A 14,989-nucleotide genomic window follows, 5' to 3' on the forward strand; every position below is an offset into this window, starting at 1 on the left:
CAACTTGGCAATACGATATGAGTAGAGCAACCCTTTGGGCAAGCGTACCCTTATTAATCGCGTTCAATGCATCGGGTCAAGAGACCGTTCCTGACTCTTTTGGGCCTTTGCAAACCTACGCCCAATCACCTTTTATTACCAATGGCTTGGCTCCTCAGTTACGCTCTGGTTTCTCTATGCCAAATAACTCTATAGAACTTCATGCCTCAGTAACGGCGGCAAGCATTTGGGCAAAAAACCGAATCTATGAGCTTGATTACTATCAAAATCAACTGCAACTTGGAGGGAAATGGCAAGTAAATAAAAGGTGGCAGTGGGAAATCGGCTATCGACTGAACCATGCTGGAAATAACAGTTTAGACTCATTGACCATCACATTTCATGACTGGTTTTCTCTGGATCAAAACGGTCGAGATGAGGTGGATAACGATCGCTACATCATTTCTGCACCGAGTTATGGCATCAATGAAGAGGATTTTGGCGGCGATATACTTAGCCAAGGCCTGTACAGCTACTTGCAATACCAACTGTTTCAAAATAGTCATCACGGATTTTCTATTGGCTTCAGCCTCTACTACAGTGATTTAGGCAGTGGCTTCTTTGCCCATAGTGACTGGGAACAAGCATTACAGCTTAACTATGGTTTTTTAAGTGGCAATCACGCTATTGATGTTACCTTAAGTCAAACTTTTCGTGACGTACCGACAAACTTTGATCAAATGCCCTATGTCGACAACAACTGGTTTGTCGGCGGGAGTTACCGTTATCAGTGGTACCAAAATCATTATTTGGTGCTACAACTGGGCGTTTATGAGGGGATTTCTGAAGCTGACGATGAATTCGCTAAAGTCTCTACGGATGTCACCTTAGGGTATCGTTTCGAAATGGAACAATCTGCGCTGGAGTTTTCAGTAATAGAAAACATGATAAATGCAGACAACAGTACCGATATTGCGTTCACTTTCGCTTATCGGTACCGTTATGGCGGCTCTAATTAGATCGATAGCACACGAGCAACCGCAGACTGCACTTCACCATCTGATGCGCCGCGTGATAGCGTAAATGACACATACTGATCGCCACGCAAGCCTAAAGAGCGATCCACTTCCGCTAGGCAATGAACATAATTGCCTTCCAACACGAATGACAACTCAATCTCTTTCTTATTGATAAAGCTGCCACCTCTAAACTCGATTTCTTGATAACAGCCAGACTTAGAACTGAAATTACCGCCGCGTAAATACCCTTTTTCAACGTCCGCTTTCACCATCTCAAAACCATTGCTTTGGATCATTCCAATCACTTTCGCCACCACTGGCAATGGCTGAACTTCGACATAATCGCGATCTTTAGGATCTATCGCAAAGTCGATATCAAGAGTGGTTTCCACCCACACATGACACTGGTTTTTAATCGCATTAAGCGCGGTTACCGGCGTTTCATCATGCAATTTAAATTCGAATGGCACCTGCTTGTTTTCATTTGGAGCAATTACAAATGGTTGCACAGCTTGTAGGTTACCCAGAATAAACTCTTGATAGCTAACACCATTGTCTGACTCTACTTTCATTTCAGTACAAAGCTTTAGGTTAATGGCATCGATTTGTTGTTCAACGTCACCACCTTGGATATGAACCACACCCTTGATACTCTCACCCTGCATCACTGCCATGCTATCCAATACAGTATCCACTTTTGCTGCACCAATACCGAGCGAGGCTTTTAACTTTGCAAACATTCTGAGTTCCTTTTGTAGCTCTTTATTATTTGATAATCCTTAACAACCAGAAAACTCGTTTCGCTCGTTTCATTACGATGGTAAGTAAACATCAGCGTCTTCAAGCAGTAAGGGGTTATCGGTATCTCATATCCTAGGCTTATCCATCAAGTACTTTACGAATAGATTGCGCTCTATCTCATTCGTTTGCTGAGATTTTAATCTTACCTTGCAATTGTACAGCGACTACAGCTACATTTGTATATACCTAAATAATTCAGGTTTCCCCATGACATCACTACCCATTTATCAGCAAATCAAGCAATACATCATTGAACAAATCGAATCTGGTAGATGGTCAGTTGGGCAGCGAATCAGTACCGAATTTGAGCTCACTGAACAATTTAATGTCAGTCGCATGACGGTCAACAAAGCGATTCGCGATCTGGTTACGGAAGGCAGACTTGAAAGAAAGCCGCGTCTGGGTACTTTTGTTTGTCAGCTACCAGACAAAGCGGAATCGCCCCTGCTGGATATTCGCAATATTGCTTTGGAAGTCACTGAGCGGGGTAAACATTACAGCAACAAAGTCTTGGTACAATCGAAAATCAATGCGGATGAGAAAATAGCCACTCAGCTCGGTGTGATGCGTGGCACTAAGGTGTTTTACAGCGAGATCATTCATTACGCTGATGAACAGCCCATCCAGCTCGAACTACGTTGGGTTAATCCACAGTATGCACCAGCCTATCTAGACCAAGACTTTAGCCTACAAACACCAACCCAATATCTTTTTGACGCCTGCCCACTCTCAGCTATTGAGCACAGTGTTGAAGCGGTCATGATCGATAAATCAAAGCAACAGCAGCTTAATTTGAAAGAGCATGAACCTTGCTTGTTGCTCAACCGTCGTACTTGGAGTGGTAGCAACTTAGTCAGTAGCGCGCTGCTCTACCACCCGGGCTCTCGCTACAAACTCAGTTCAACCGTCAATTTCTAATCCCAGTTTCTCTGATTTAGTTTTTTCTGTCGATTGCCCTATGGCAATCGCATCTGCAATCTAACGATATAAATCCAGAACGCATGAAATAAGAATATACAATTCAATAACTTACCTTACCAAACGAATTACTCATTAAATTACAATCACTTCATAACCAAGAATTAGCAGATAATAATCCCATAAATTGATCACATTTCCATTACATAATCATTGCACAATCATCATATCCGAACCATTATTTGTATATACATTAAATATGGACGACTACGATGACCCTCCCAACGCAAGATTTAGCATCACCTCTGTATGACTTACATTTAACCAATGTACGTTATGTTTCTATGGTGCCAAACGCTGAGGGGTATCAAGTAAAGCACGGTCATATCTATATTAAACACGGCAAGATTGCCGCAATCAGTGCAATGCCTTTACCAGATAAAGCTGCTCAATCACTCGACTGCCAAAACAAGCTGGTCACACCTGGGCTGATTGATTGCCACACTCATCTTATCTATGCCGGCAACCGAGCCAATGAATTTGAGATGCGTCTTAATGGCATTCCGTATCAAACCATTGCCCAACAAGGCGGCGGTATCCTCTCTACGGTAAAAGCGACTCGACAAGCCAGCCAAGAGCAGTTAGCTGAAGCCGCTTTGCCGCGTCTTGATGGCCTGCTTACCAGTGGTGTAACGAGTGTGGAGATAAAGTCTGGCTATGGGCTGACACTTAACGATGAAATCAAAATGCTGCGCGCTGCCAAATCGCTTGAAAGCTATCGAAATGTGCGTATTTCGACGACTCTCCTCGCCGCCCACGCTGTTCCTCCCGAATTCGCTCATGCACCTGATCAGTATATTGATTTAGTCTGTAACGAGATTATTCCCTCTGTTGCCGAAGAGAAACTTGCCGACAGTGTCGATGTATTCTGTGAGTCAATTGGCTTTAATCTCGCTCAAACAGAACGAGTTTTTCAAGCTGCTCACAAACATGGCTTGGCAATCAAAGGTCATACTGAACAGCTCTCTAACCTAGGTGGTAGTGCGTTAACCGCGCGATACAACGGATTATCCGCTGACCATATCGAATACCTCGATGAACAAGGTATTAAAGCGATGGCAAGCTCGGGAACAGTGGCGACACTCTTGCCGGGCGCTTTCTACTTTCTACGCGAAACACAGTTGCCACCGATCGATTTATTACGTAAACATCAAGTGCCGATGGCGATTTCAACGGATCTCAATCCAGGTACCTCACCATTCGCAGATTTGACTATGATGATGAATATGGGCTGTACCTTATTTGGACTGACACCAGAAGAGACGTTAAGAGGTGTCACTGCTAATGCAGCCCAAGCCCTTGGAGTGAGCGACAGTCGTGGACAGATCGCGCTTGGTTATGATGCGGACTTAGCGCTCTGGGACATTGAACACCCCGCTGAATTAAGTTACCTGCAAGGCGTAAAACGACTCTATGCACGACTCATTCAGGGAGAGATCAGCTATGTCTAATCTACCAATTACGCAACAAGATTTTCATTGGCAAGGTCGTATTGATGAAGAAGATGGCGCGGGCGGGAAGCGTATTCACAGTGTCATCAAGACCATGCAAGTGAGTGAGCTGCAACCCTATCGCAATGCCGTTAGTATCCTTGGCTTTGCCAGTGATGCGGGTGTGGCTAGAAATAAAGGGCGCATTGGCGCTCGCAAAGCACCAGATTTGATTCGACGCGCGTTAGCTAATATGGCTTGGCATAAAGAGAGCCACTTAATTGACTTAGGTACCGTGGTTTGCGATGACGATTTACTTGAACAAGCACAATCTGATTGCGCTGAGATCATCGCTACAGCGCTGCGCTCAACACCTGTCATTACATTAGGTGGTGGACATGAAGTCGCTTGGGCTTCCTTTCTTGGTTTAGCGCGCTATTTTGAGTACATCAAACCGGCTCAGCCGCCACGGATTGGGATTATTAACTTCGACGCTCATTTCGATTTGCGGGCATTTGAACACAGCAACGTCAACGTAAAACCAAGTTCAGGAACACCGTTTAATCAGATCCAACACTACTGCCAAGAAAAACAGTGGCTATTTCATTACGCTTGCTTAGGTGTCAGTCGAGCCAGTAATACCGCAGCCCTTTTTGAGCGCGCCGATGAATTCAATGTCTGGTATGTCGAGGACAAAGACCTCTCTCATCTCAATCATGTTTATCACCTAACCCAACTACAACATTTCATCGATAACTGTGACTACATCTATCTCACCATCGATCTCGATGTTTTCCCTGGCGCGATAGCTCCTGGGGTCAGTGCCCCAGCAGCTCGAGGCATTAGCCTCGATACCATTAACCTCTTTTTAGAGCGCATCTTGCACTACAAAAACAAATTGGTGATTGCAGACATCGCCGAATATAACCCGACATACGATGTCGATAGCCAAACTGCCCGGCTTGCAGCCCGGTTGTGTTGGGATATCGCCAACGCATTTTCAGAGAAATAGTGAAACACAAGGAGTCTTCTTATGACGGAACGCAGCAGTAACGACACGCGTCTCGACACTCAACGAACCATTCGTGCTCCCCACGGCAATGAGCTTCGTGCTCGCTCTTGGTTGACCGAAGCCCCATTGCGCATGCTGATGAATAACTTAGACCCAGATGTTGCTGAACATCCACATGCACTTGTGGTGTATGGCGGCATTGGTCGTGCGGCACGCAATTGGGAGTGTTTTGACAAGATCGTTGAAGTACTGGAACGTTTGGAAGAAGACCAAACCTTGTTAGTGCAATCAGGCAAACCTGTTGGCGTTTTCCCTACACATAAAGACGCGCCGCGAGTGCTGATCGCTAACTCAAATTTAGTGCCACACTGGGCGAATTGGGAGCACTTTAACCAACTCGATAAACAAGGGTTAATGATGTACGGTCAAATGACCGCAGGGAGCTGGATATATATTGGCTCTCAAGGCATCGTGCAAGGTACCTATGAGACCTTTGTTGCGGTGGCGAAGCAGCATTTCCAAGGCGAAGCCAAAGGGCGCTGGATCTTAACTGGTGGTTTAGGTGGCATGGGTGGCGCTCAGCCACTAGCCGCAACCATGGCAGGTTTTTCAATGTTGGCAGTTGAATGCGATGAGTCGCGCATTGATTACCGACTGCGTACTGGTTATGTCGACAAAAAAGCCACCAGCTTAGACGAAGCGCTGGAAATCATCTACAGCACAGATAAGCCTGTTTCAGTGGGTTTGGTTGGCAATGCCGCGGATGTGTTCGCCGAGTTAGTTGAGCGAAATATCACACCGGATGTGGTGACCGACCAGACCTCTGCTCACGATCCGCTTAATGGTTATCTACCACAAGGTTGGAGTATGGAGTACGCCGCCGAAGTGCGCACAACCGATGAAGCGAAAGTGGTCGCTGCTGCGAAAGCCTCAATGGCTATTCAAGTTAAGGCGATGTTGGAGCTGCAATCTCGTGGCGCGGCAACACTCGACTACGGCAACAATATCCGTCAAATGGCGCTTGAAGAAGGCGTTGAGAACGCCTTTGATTTCCCTGGTTTTGTACCCGCTTATATTCGCCCGCTTTTCTGTCAGGGTATAGGACCATTCCGTTGGGCTGCACTTTCTGGCGATCCAGAAGATATCTACAAGACCGATCAGAAAGTCAAAGAACTGATCCCTGATGACCCACACTTACACAACTGGCTCGATATGGCTCGTGAACGGATTCAATTCCAAGGTCTACCTGCACGAATCTGCTGGGTTGGGTTAAAAGATCGAGAGCGCCTTGGTCAAGCCTTCAACGAGATGGTGAAAAATGGTGAGTTGAAAGCGCCAATTGTAATTGGACGTGACCACCTCGACTCAGGATCAGTCGCCAGTCCAAACCGCGAAACTGAAGCAATGATGGATGGCTCGGATGCGGTCTCCGATTGGCCACTGCTCAATGCGCTACTCAACACCGCAGGTGGTGCAACTTGGGTCTCGCTACACCACGGTGGCGGCGTCGGTATGGGCTTTTCACAACACTCCGGTATGGTGATCTGTTGTGATGGTACAGACGATGCAAGCCGTCGCATTGCTCGTGTGCTACACAACGATCCAGCAACTGGAGTAATGCGTCATGCCGATGCTGGCTACGACATAGCGAAACAATGTGCAGCCGAGCAACGACTCGATCTGCCGATGCTAAATCAAGAACTGGCTAAACTACGTTAGGAGAATGAAGATGTTGAACCTCGTTTTAAAGCCGGGTCATTTAAACCTTAGTCAATTGCGCCAAATTAACCGCTCGCCTGTAAACCTAAGCTTAGACAGTGCGGCTTTTGAGGCGATCGATCAAAGTACAGCCGTGGTTGAGCAAGTCATTGCTGAAGATCGCACTGTGTATGGCATAAATACCGGTTTTGGTCTGCTCGCTAATACACGCATCGAGCCACAAGATCTCGAAGTACTGCAAAAAAGTATTGTCCTGTCACACGCAGCAGGCATCGGTGAATTTATGTCCGATGAAACTGTCCGTTTGATGATGGTATTGAAAATTAATAGCCTCGCTCGTGGTTATTCCGGCATTCGCCTCTCTGTGATTCAAGCCCTGGTTGAACTGGTCAATGCGCAAGTTTATCCATGTGTACCCAAGAAAGGCTCAGTCGGCGCATCTGGTGATCTTGCGCCACTTGCGCACATGAGTACAGTGCTACTTGGTGAAGGTCAAGCGCGCCACAATGGCAAAATACTCTCAGGCGTAGAAGCACTTGCGATTGCTGGTCTGAAGCCGATTACACTCGCGCCTAAAGAGGGCTTGGCTCTGCTTAATGGTACACAAGCCTCTACCGCCTTTGCCTTAGAAGGTCTGTTTGCAGCTGAAGATCTTTACGCCTCAGCCACCGTTTGCGGCGCAATGTCGGTCGATGCCGCACTCGGAAGTCGCCGCCCGTTTGATCCACGTATTCACCGTGTGCGCGGTCATCGCGCACAAATGGATGCGGCAAGCGCCTATCGTTATATGTTGGATAACAGCAGTGAAATCGGCGAATCCCACACCCAGTGTGAAAAAGTACAAGACCCATATTCACTGCGTTGTCAGCCACAAGTGATGGGCGCATGTTTACAACAGATCCGTAATTCAGCGGAGATCCTTCAAGTCGAAGCTAACTCGGTATCTGATAACCCACTGGTGTTTGCCGACGATGGCGACATCATCTCAGGCGGCAACTTCCATGCCGAACCTGTGGCCATGGCGGCTGACAATCTGGCTCTAGCAATTGCCGAAATTGGCAGTCTGTCTGAACGCCGCATGGCGCTGCTGATCGATAGCGCACTGAGTAAACTGCCCCCTTTCTTAGTCGATAATGGCGGCGTTAACTCTGGTTTTATGATTGCGCAGGTCACCTCAGCCGCCCTAGCAAGTGAGAATAAAACTCTGGCTCACCCAGCATCGATTGATAGCTTACCAACCTCTGCGAACCAAGAAGATCATGTGTCGATGGCAACGTTTGCCGGTAGACGACTAAAAGATATGGCTGAAAATACCCGTGGCATATTGGCGGTTGAGTATTTGGCTGCCGCGCAAGGTCTCGATTTTCGCGCACCGCTGAAGTCATCAGAGAAAATCGAAATCGCCAAGATGAGACTGCGTGAAAAAGTACCTTTCTACGACAAAGACCGTTACTTCGCGCCAGATATTGAACAAGCGAACGCGTTGTTAAAACAAGCAATACACAACGATTTAATGCCTAGTGGCACATTAACCAGTCTGTAATAACCAAACTGTTTAAAAATAGCGCATCGATTCGTTGCGCTATTTTTATTTTCTCCTCTATCTCAAGCAATTACCTCAAGCAATTGATTATCTTTTATTCTCTCGTCAAGGCAGCGCTTACAAAACTCTTGATTTCACTCGCATCGCTGACTGGATTGACCAGTCAAATAAATTCCTCATATATAATCGCAGGCAGTTTTGGTTACTAAGCGTAAGATATGTTTTTAACACCGTATTTTTCTTCTCAAGAAGAGCAGTTCCAGTTCACTCGCCTACAAGCAAGCCATTTTGCTAAGAAAGTCGCGGGCGATTTCAACCCAATCCACGATGAAGATAACAAGCGTTTCTGTGTACCTGGGGATCTACTGTTTGCCGTTCTACTCAGCAAACAAGGGATCAGCCAAAAAATGCGTTTTGACTTCTCTGGTATGGTCAGTGACGGTGTTGCCCTACATATCGAAAACAAATGTAGTAAAGAAGCCTCGGTCGTTGATGCAAACGGCAAAGAGTACTTGCACATGATCCGTGAGGGTGACGTTAACCTGAATCCTGAGTTTATCGAACACGTGGTCACTAACTACGTTCAATTCTCTGGCATGAATTTCCCACACATCATGGTACCACTGATGGAAGAGAAGCAGATGATGATCAACTGCCAACGCCCATTAGTGATCTATGAAAGCATGGAAGTTGAGTTTGCTCGCTTAGACATTTCTGCACCAGAAGTTAACTTTGCTGGCGCTACCTTTGATGTTGAAGGTAAGCGTGGTCTAGTCACACTTAACTTTGACTTTATTCAAGATGGCGAAGTAGTCGGTAAAGGCATTAAACGCATGGTAGCAAGTGGTCTAAAACCTTATAACCAAGAAGACATTGATGATTTGGTTAGCCGCTTCAATGCACTAAAAGACAGTTTTTTAGCACAATTTGATAAAGCCGCTGCTTGAAAGTAACGGTCTACCTCAAACTGATTAACAACGCCCTGCCTTCGTGCAGGGCGTTTTATTGCCAAAAATAGTAACTATGTACGTATTTCTGCGGCAACCGCAGCAAGACAACGTTTTGCTGACTCACTGACGGCACCAAGTTGGAAAAAGCCGTGAATGGTACCTAAGTAACGCTGACAGTATGCATCGACACCCTGAGCTCGCATTCGTTTATAAAGCTCCTCACCTTCATCACGTAGCGGATCAAACTCCGCCGTTATAATGTGAGTCGGTGGTAAATCTGAAAAATCCGCATCTAACAAATTCAACTCAGCGCAATTACGCAAAGCCACAGTATTTCCCGCATACATCTCAAAACCAGACAACAACATCCGAGCCGTTATGATGTAATCAAACCCATTCTCTTGATAACTCTGTGAACACCCTAGCGGATCCAACATTGGATAGATTAATATTTGCTTTGTTGGTAACCAATCTTGCTGCTGCCTCAAGCGTATGGTCGTTGCTAATGCAAGTTGACCACCCGCACTGTCTCCCACAAACGTGATCTTTTCTATATCACCGCCATACTTACCACCTTGACGATAAATACCTAAAACCGCTTGATAAACATCATCATGGGCACATGGATAAGTGTTTTCAGGAGCTAAGCGATAGGCAACACAAATCACAACTGATTGCCCTTGATGGGCAAGATTTCTTAATTGCACATCGTGGGTCTTAAAACCACCACTGATAAAACAACCACCATGGAAGTACACTGTTATAGGTAAGTTTTCAGCATCACTTGGTCGATAGACTTTGACTTCTACTCCATCTACTACGTCGACAAATTCTTGATACATCTCAACATCAGCACCTGCTAGCGCAGTACTCGCCTCATAGCCAATTCGACGACTTGCGACGTCAAAACTCGCCGGGCAAATTTTACCATTAGCAATAAACTCATTCACTAGGTCTTGAATCCCTAGTTCTAGCTTTGTGGTCATTGAATTACTCTATAAATCAAAAAATCGCGCCTATCATATGGAGTAAACTCTAACTGTATATAAACACAGTTCAAATATGTGATTGTGGATTGATTTGGTGATTATCACACCAGTCTATTGCTCACCTGCCTCTCCATTCCCTACCAATGCCAATTAAATTGAATATATACCCAAGTGACTTCAAGATGCAGGATTCAGAGCGTTGTCACTAACGCAAGTTCAAGGAAAATAACGCAGTATAATAGCCAGCTATTTCCAAGTTGTTTGACGATGAAATTGCGGCAGTGAAACGCTCCCGAAGGGCGAGTTGCCTTGCCTCGCATACTGCGTTAACGCTTTTTGATTTAGAACCACTAAATCTTCAAATCATTGCCTTGTCTACAAACCAAGTCATTCTCGCTGAACCTAGCACCTTGAGGTTACTTGGGTATAAGCGCCAGAGTTATCTGTTGATCGACCGATTATTATTTATACATAACTTCAACAAAATAAATTTATATACATTTTTATTGCATAATTTGTCAGTTTAGGTAGTATGAATGCCATATGGTAATTAATGCAGTTTTTAAGCATGAGTATTCAAGTAAAGCAAATTAATAAATCTTACGGCGAGACCCAAGTTCTGCATGACGTAAGCTTCGAATGCAACAATGGTGAAACCCTGGTTCTGCTTGGTCCAAGTGGCGCAGGCAAAAGCTCTCTACTCAGAGTACTGAACCTGCTTGAAAGCGCTGACAATGGGCAATTGTCGATTGCTCAAAACGAGTTTGATTTCGCAGCTCCCATTGCAGAAAAACAACAAATGGAATTGCGTCGTAAAGTTGGCATGGTATTTCAGCAGTACAACTTATGGCCGCACATGACGGTGATGCAAAACCTTATTGAAGCACCAGTTAAAGTGTCGGGCATGGCAGCCGATGAAGCCAAAAGCCAAGCAATTGAGATACTTACAACTTTGCAACTGGCAGACAAAGCGGACACATGGCCGCTACAACTTTCTGGTGGTCAACAACAACGTGTCGCGATTGCGCGCGCACTGATGATGAAGCCAGATGTGCTGCTATTTGATGAACCAACTGCGGCACTTGATCCAGAGATCACTACACAAGTGGTCGAGATCATTAAAAAGCTAAGTGCCACTGGCATTACTCAGGTTGTCGTAACGCATGAAGTCGATTTCGCTAAGAAAATCGCTTCTCACGTCCTTTACCTTGAGAAAGGTCGCATCGTAGAACACGGTACACACGACGTATTTACCAATCCGCAAACCACACAGTTTGCCGATTACCTTAAACACTAATTATTCAGTTTTAGTCACACGTTCGCTGCCCATTGACGGAGTCAGCAATTGTAATTTTATGGAGTAATACAATGAAAAAAGTCCTTCTAGCTTCGTTAATCGGTTTAATTTCTACTCACGCACTAGCTCAAGATGAGATCAAATTTGTGATGGAAGCGACCTACCCTCCGTTTGAGTTCATGGATGAAAGCAACCAAATCCAAGGCTTCGACGTGGATCTTGCCAACGCACTGTGTACAGAGATGCAGGCAAAATGTACTTTCCACAACCAAGCATTCGATAGCTTGATCCCTGCTCTAAAATTTAAGCGTTACGACGCGGCAATTTCAGCAATGGACATTACTGATGCGCGTCTAGAACAAGTGGCGTTCTCTAATGCCTACTACGATAACGCGGCAGCATTTGTTTCTCTAAAAGGTAAAGTTGCCGATCAAGCGGCACTAGAAGGCAAACGTGTTGGTGTTCAAAATGGCTCAACGCACCAAAGCTTCCTGATTGAACAAATGCCAGGTGTGACTGCTGTTCCTTATTCAAGCTACCAAGATGCGTTTATTGATATGAAAAACGGTCGTATCGACTCAGTATTTGGTGATAACGCAGTCGTAGCTGAATGGTTTAAAGGCGACAAAGGTGAACTTGCTTACGTTGGCGACAACATCACTAACGCGAAATACTTTGGTAACGGCTTTGGTATTGCTGTGAACAAAGACAACCAAGCACTGGTTGAGAAACTCAACAAAGCGCTAGAAAAAGTGGCAAGCAACGGCGTTTACCAGCAGATCCACACTAAGTACTTCGGTAACTAATATGGCATTAACGGGTTATTCTCTTTCGCTCGTTCAGGCAAGCTGGATGACTATCCAGCTCGCTTGCGCCAGCTTGGTTGTTGGGCTAGTTCTCGCGGTCATTTTTGCCACTGGTGAAATGTCACGCCGAGTTGCATTCAAGTGGCCAACAACCGCATTCGTCACCGTGGTTCGTGGTTTACCTGAGCTGTTAGTGGTTCTATTTATCTATTTTGGCTCTACCCAAGTGTTGTTTCTTATCACTGGTGAGTTTATTGAGATAAGCCCGTTTATCTCTGGCGTTATTGCGCTATCACTGATCTTCTCTTCATATGCCTCGCAAACCATTCGTGGGGCGCTAAAAGCGGTGAATAAAGGACAAAGAGAAGCGGCATTAGCGCTCGGTATGGGACGCGCTCATACCTTCTTTAGAATTGTCTTACCCCAAGCGGTACGTCATGCCCTTCCGGGTCTAACCAACCAATGGCTGGTATTGCTTAAAGATACCGCATTAGTCTCTCTAATTGGTGTGACAGACTTGTTGAAACAAGCTCAATTAACGTCAGCGTCTACTCATGAGGCATTCACTTGGTACGCGACGGCAGCAGCAATTTATCTTGTTATCACTTTGATTACTCAATATTTGGTCAAGATCATCGACAACAAATTTGCTATTAAAGGCATGGGTGAACTTAAAGGAGCCAAAGCATGAATCAAGCGCATCTAATGCAAATGCTCGATGGGTTGGCAACCAGTTTCCAACTCACCGTAGCCTCACTACTTGTTGGCTGCTTACTTTCTCTTTTGATGACGGTTATTTTGGTGATGCGCACACCAGTGTTGCATTGGCTCAGCCGTGGTCTCATCATCCTCTTTACAGGGACTCCACTGTTAGTACAAATTTTCCTTGTCTACTACGGACCGGGGCAATTTGAATGGATTCGTGAAAGTATTCTATGGACTTGGTTAAGCCAACCTTGGTTCTGTGCGATGTTCGCACTGGCACTTAATACTGCAGCATACAGTACACAACTGTTTAAAGGTGCTTTTAACACCATTCCAACTGGTCAATGGCAGGCATGTAAAGCATTAGGCATGAGTAAAGCACAGAGTTTAAAAGTACTGTTGCCTTACGCTCTGCGCCGCGCGGTACCGGCTTACTCGAATGAAGTGATCTTAGTATTTAAAGGCACATCACTCGCCAGTACCATCACAATCATGGACTTAATGGGCTATGCACAACGCATTAACGCACAAACCTACGACACGTTAACCGTATTTGGTATTGCGGGCTTGTTCTACCTAGTCGTTAATGGCGTATTGACGCTACTCTTTCGTCAATTGGAAAGAAAAGCCTTGGCTTTCGAGGCAGCATAAGCAACGTTCGCTTATAGTCCGGCAATAAAATATACCTTTCCCGACGGGACACTAAACATGAAAAAGGCGGCAGTTTTTAAACTGCCGCCTTTTTATCAATTCTCTTTTTAGCGCTTCACTTTCACATACAACATAATCATGGCGAAAAGCATTGCCACGGTGATAGATGGAACTACCCAGCTAACAAACACGATTTGAGCCACATTCACCGCCCAATCAGAACTTAACATTACGTCCATTTTTACCAACTTGCTGTCTGTAAAGAAACTAAACAAGTAAATACCATTGATAACTGCCGTAGACAATCGATATTTTGAATATTTACTGCTAGATATCTCATTAGTAGTGGTATCAACTAGTATGACGCTATAAAACAAGAGCTCATAGATTGAGCTCTTGATCTACAATATATTCTTTCGCAAAGCCTCTCCGGCACTATTCTAACTTTAATCCATAGGTTTTAAACTTATCGATTACTGTCTGCATTTCCTGTATTGAAATTGATCTGCGTAGCATTAGCTTGGCTCAACTGCGTCAAGTCGAAAAAAGGATTTTCCTCGCAGGTGGTGAGCGCAATTATGACGCCACGTTAGGCGCGATATTAGGTGGTTACGTCTCTGATTTAATTATTGATGAAGGGACTGCAGAGTATCTGGCTAACGTTGAATTGCCGAATTAAACGACGATCTCGACGATCCGATGTTATTTTTGCTCATTAGCATCAGATAGTGCCAATTCAACCTTGAGCGGAATGGGGGCTTTGACTACAATGACGCACTTTTTAATGACACTGGGTCAATAACATGAACGATACAACAGCTAGACCAGAGCTACCAGATCACCTATCAGGCAACCCACGTAGCCCATTCTTCGTGGCTGAGTGTTTTGAGCACCAAATCGGTATCCGTTTTAACGGTAAAGAGCGTACTGACGTTGAAGAATACTGCGTTAGCGAAGGCTGGATCAAAATCGCTTCTCCTAAAGCTCTAGACCGTCGTGGTCAACCAATGCTAATCACGCTAAAAGGTACAGTAGAAGCTTACTACGTATAATTAGCTGACAAGTTACGAAAAGCTCGGCAATGCCGAGCTTTTTTGTCTCTGCAATTTA

Annotated in this window: 16 protein-coding genes; 13 read left to right on the top strand and 3 right to left on the bottom strand. The window is 45.2% G+C overall.

The annotated features are described in order from the left end of the window. Positions 1–17 precede the first annotated feature (17 nt). Positions 18–998 carry a DUF3187 family protein gene (locus IRQ95_RS00690; protein WP_194435100.1) on the top strand — a complete coding sequence of 327 codons (981 nt, stop codon included), beginning with the start codon at positions 18–20 and terminating at the stop codon, positions 996–998. Here IRQ95_RS00690 and IRQ95_RS00695 read toward each other — a convergent pair. Beyond that, entirely contained in the window at positions 995–1,738 is a 744-nt protein-coding gene (locus IRQ95_RS00695) for a sporulation protein (RefSeq protein WP_194435101.1), read from the bottom strand. The genes IRQ95_RS00690 and IRQ95_RS00695 overlap by 4 nt on opposite strands. Positions 1,739–2,006: 268 nt before the next feature. On the opposite strand from IRQ95_RS00695, the gene hutC reads away from it, so the two are divergent. The 6 genes from hutC (at position 2,007) to IRQ95_RS00725 (ending at position 9,428) form a co-directional block, all read left to right on the top strand. Then, positions 2,007–2,717 (top strand): histidine utilization transcriptional repressor HutC, encoded by a 711-nt coding sequence (hutC, locus tag IRQ95_RS00700; protein WP_194435102.1) that lies wholly within the window; start codon positions 2,007–2,009, stop codon positions 2,715–2,717. Positions 2,718–2,989: 272 nt separating this feature from the next. Beyond that, a complete protein-coding gene (gene hutI / locus IRQ95_RS00705) occupies positions 2,990–4,228 on the top strand; it encodes an imidazolonepropionase (RefSeq protein WP_194435103.1) in 1,239 nt (412 codons plus the stop codon). Then, a complete protein-coding gene (gene hutG, locus IRQ95_RS00710; RefSeq protein WP_194435104.1) occupies positions 4,221–5,219 on the top strand; it encodes a formimidoylglutamase in 999 nt (332 codons plus the stop codon). The genes hutI and hutG overlap by 8 nt, the downstream gene beginning before the upstream one ends. A gap of 21 nt (positions 5,220–5,240) precedes the next feature. After that, positions 5,241–6,938 (top strand): urocanate hydratase, encoded by a 1,698-nt coding sequence (gene hutU, locus IRQ95_RS00715; protein WP_194435105.1) that lies wholly within the window; start codon positions 5,241–5,243, stop codon positions 6,936–6,938. Positions 6,939–6,948: 10 nt separating this feature from the next. Then, positions 6,949–8,481 (top strand): histidine ammonia-lyase, encoded by a 1,533-nt coding sequence (hutH, locus tag IRQ95_RS00720; protein WP_194435106.1) that lies wholly within the window; start codon positions 6,949–6,951, stop codon positions 8,479–8,481. A gap of 218 nt (positions 8,482–8,699) precedes the next feature. Further along, positions 8,700–9,428, top strand: coding sequence for a DUF3581 domain-containing protein (locus IRQ95_RS00725; protein ID WP_194435107.1), 729 nt, complete (start codon positions 8,700–8,702; stop codon positions 9,426–9,428). Positions 9,429–9,502: 74 nt separating this feature from the next. Here IRQ95_RS00725 and IRQ95_RS00730 read toward each other — a convergent pair whose 3' ends face one another. After that, positions 9,503–10,417 carry an alpha/beta hydrolase gene (locus IRQ95_RS00730; RefSeq protein WP_194435108.1) on the bottom strand — a complete coding sequence of 305 codons (915 nt, stop codon included), beginning with the start codon at positions 10,415–10,417 and terminating at the stop codon, positions 9,503–9,505. 571 nt (positions 10,418–10,988) lie between these two features. Here IRQ95_RS00730 and artP point away from each other — a divergent pair. The 4 genes from artP to artM all read left to right on the top strand — a co-directional run bounded on the left by artP (position 10,989) and on the right by artM (position 13,879). Next, entirely contained in the window at positions 10,989–11,717 is a 729-nt protein-coding gene (gene artP / locus IRQ95_RS00735) for an arginine ABC transporter ATP-binding protein ArtP (RefSeq protein WP_284438294.1), read from the top strand. A 71-nt stretch (positions 11,718–11,788) separates the two neighbouring features. Next, positions 11,789–12,523: a lysine/arginine/ornithine ABC transporter substrate-binding protein gene (locus tag IRQ95_RS00740; RefSeq protein WP_194435110.1), complete on the top strand. Its 735-nt coding sequence runs from the start codon at positions 11,789–11,791 to the stop codon at positions 12,521–12,523. Position 12,524: 1 nt separating this feature from the next. Further along, positions 12,525–13,214 carry an arginine ABC transporter permease ArtQ gene (artQ, locus tag IRQ95_RS00745; RefSeq protein ID WP_075649832.1) on the top strand — a complete coding sequence of 230 codons (690 nt, stop codon included), beginning with the start codon at positions 12,525–12,527 and terminating at the stop codon, positions 13,212–13,214. Further along, the gene (artM, locus tag IRQ95_RS00750; RefSeq protein ID WP_075649833.1) at positions 13,211–13,879 is read left to right on the top strand and encodes an arginine ABC transporter permease ArtM; all 669 of its coding nucleotides are present in this window, start codon (positions 13,211–13,213) and stop codon (positions 13,877–13,879) included. The genes artQ and artM overlap by 4 nt, the downstream gene beginning before the upstream one ends. A 107-nt stretch (positions 13,880–13,986) precedes the next feature. Here the strand turns inward: artM and IRQ95_RS22270 are convergent, their stop codons facing one another. Continuing rightward, the gene (locus tag IRQ95_RS22270; protein WP_260338217.1) at positions 13,987–14,118 is read right to left on the bottom strand and encodes a hypothetical protein; all 132 of its coding nucleotides are present in this window, start codon (positions 14,116–14,118) and stop codon (positions 13,987–13,989) included. Between the two features lie 275 nt (positions 14,119–14,393). Here IRQ95_RS22270 and IRQ95_RS00755 point away from each other — a divergent pair, with 275 nt between their 5' ends. Together IRQ95_RS00755 and IRQ95_RS00760 are read left to right on the top strand one after the other, a co-directional pair. After that, positions 14,394–14,558: a sugar-binding domain-containing protein gene (locus tag IRQ95_RS00755; protein WP_348541572.1), complete on the top strand. Its 165-nt coding sequence runs from the start codon at positions 14,394–14,396 to the stop codon at positions 14,556–14,558. A 124-nt stretch (positions 14,559–14,682) separates the two neighbouring features. After that, a complete protein-coding gene (locus IRQ95_RS00760; protein ID WP_075649835.1) occupies positions 14,683–14,931 on the top strand; it encodes a DUF3297 family protein in 249 nt (82 codons plus the stop codon). Positions 14,932–14,989 lie beyond the last annotated feature (58 nt).

The sequence above is a fragment of the Vibrio fluminensis genome, from assembly GCF_015278125.1.
GTDB classification, from domain to species: Bacteria; Pseudomonadota; Gammaproteobacteria; order Enterobacterales; family Vibrionaceae; genus Vibrio; species Vibrio fluminensis.

What these genes read in the sequence shown, in the direction of transcription:
- IRQ95_RS00740 (WP_194435110.1), top strand. Translation starts at nt 11,789, where the DNA reads ATGAAAAAAGTCCTTCTAGCTTCGTTAATCGGTTTAATTTCTACTCAC.
- IRQ95_RS00695 (WP_194435101.1), bottom strand. Translation starts at nt 1,738, where the DNA reads ATGTTTGCAAAGTTAAAAGCCTCGCTCGGTATTGGTGCAGCAAAAGTG.
- artP (WP_284438294.1), top strand. Translation starts at nt 10,989, where the DNA reads ATGAGTATTCAAGTAAAGCAAATTAATAAATCTTACGGCGAGACCCAA.
- IRQ95_RS00760 (WP_075649835.1), top strand. Translation starts at nt 14,683, where the DNA reads ATGAACGATACAACAGCTAGACCAGAGCTACCAGATCACCTATCAGGC.
- hutH (WP_194435106.1), top strand. Translation starts at nt 6,949, where the DNA reads ATGTTGAACCTCGTTTTAAAGCCGGGTCATTTAAACCTTAGTCAATTG.
- IRQ95_RS00725 (WP_194435107.1), top strand. Translation starts at nt 8,700, where the DNA reads ATGTTTTTAACACCGTATTTTTCTTCTCAAGAAGAGCAGTTCCAGTTC.
- hutG (WP_194435104.1), top strand. Translation starts at nt 4,221, where the DNA reads ATGTCTAATCTACCAATTACGCAACAAGATTTTCATTGGCAAGGTCGT.
- IRQ95_RS00690 (WP_194435100.1), top strand. Translation starts at nt 18, where the DNA reads ATGAGTAGAGCAACCCTTTGGGCAAGCGTACCCTTATTAATCGCGTTC.
- hutU (WP_194435105.1), top strand. Translation starts at nt 5,241, where the DNA reads ATGACGGAACGCAGCAGTAACGACACGCGTCTCGACACTCAACGAACC.
- artM (WP_075649833.1), top strand. Translation starts at nt 13,211, where the DNA reads ATGAATCAAGCGCATCTAATGCAAATGCTCGATGGGTTGGCAACCAGT.
- IRQ95_RS22270 (WP_260338217.1), bottom strand. Translation starts at nt 14,118, where the DNA reads ATGGACGTAATGTTAAGTTCTGATTGGGCGGTGAATGTGGCTCAAATC.
- IRQ95_RS00730 (WP_194435108.1), bottom strand. Translation starts at nt 10,417, where the DNA reads ATGACCACAAAGCTAGAACTAGGGATTCAAGACCTAGTGAATGAGTTT.
- hutI (WP_194435103.1), top strand. Translation starts at nt 2,990, where the DNA reads ATGACCCTCCCAACGCAAGATTTAGCATCACCTCTGTATGACTTACAT.
- hutC (WP_194435102.1), top strand. Translation starts at nt 2,007, where the DNA reads ATGACATCACTACCCATTTATCAGCAAATCAAGCAATACATCATTGAA.
- artQ (WP_075649832.1), top strand. Translation starts at nt 12,525, where the DNA reads ATGGCATTAACGGGTTATTCTCTTTCGCTCGTTCAGGCAAGCTGGATG.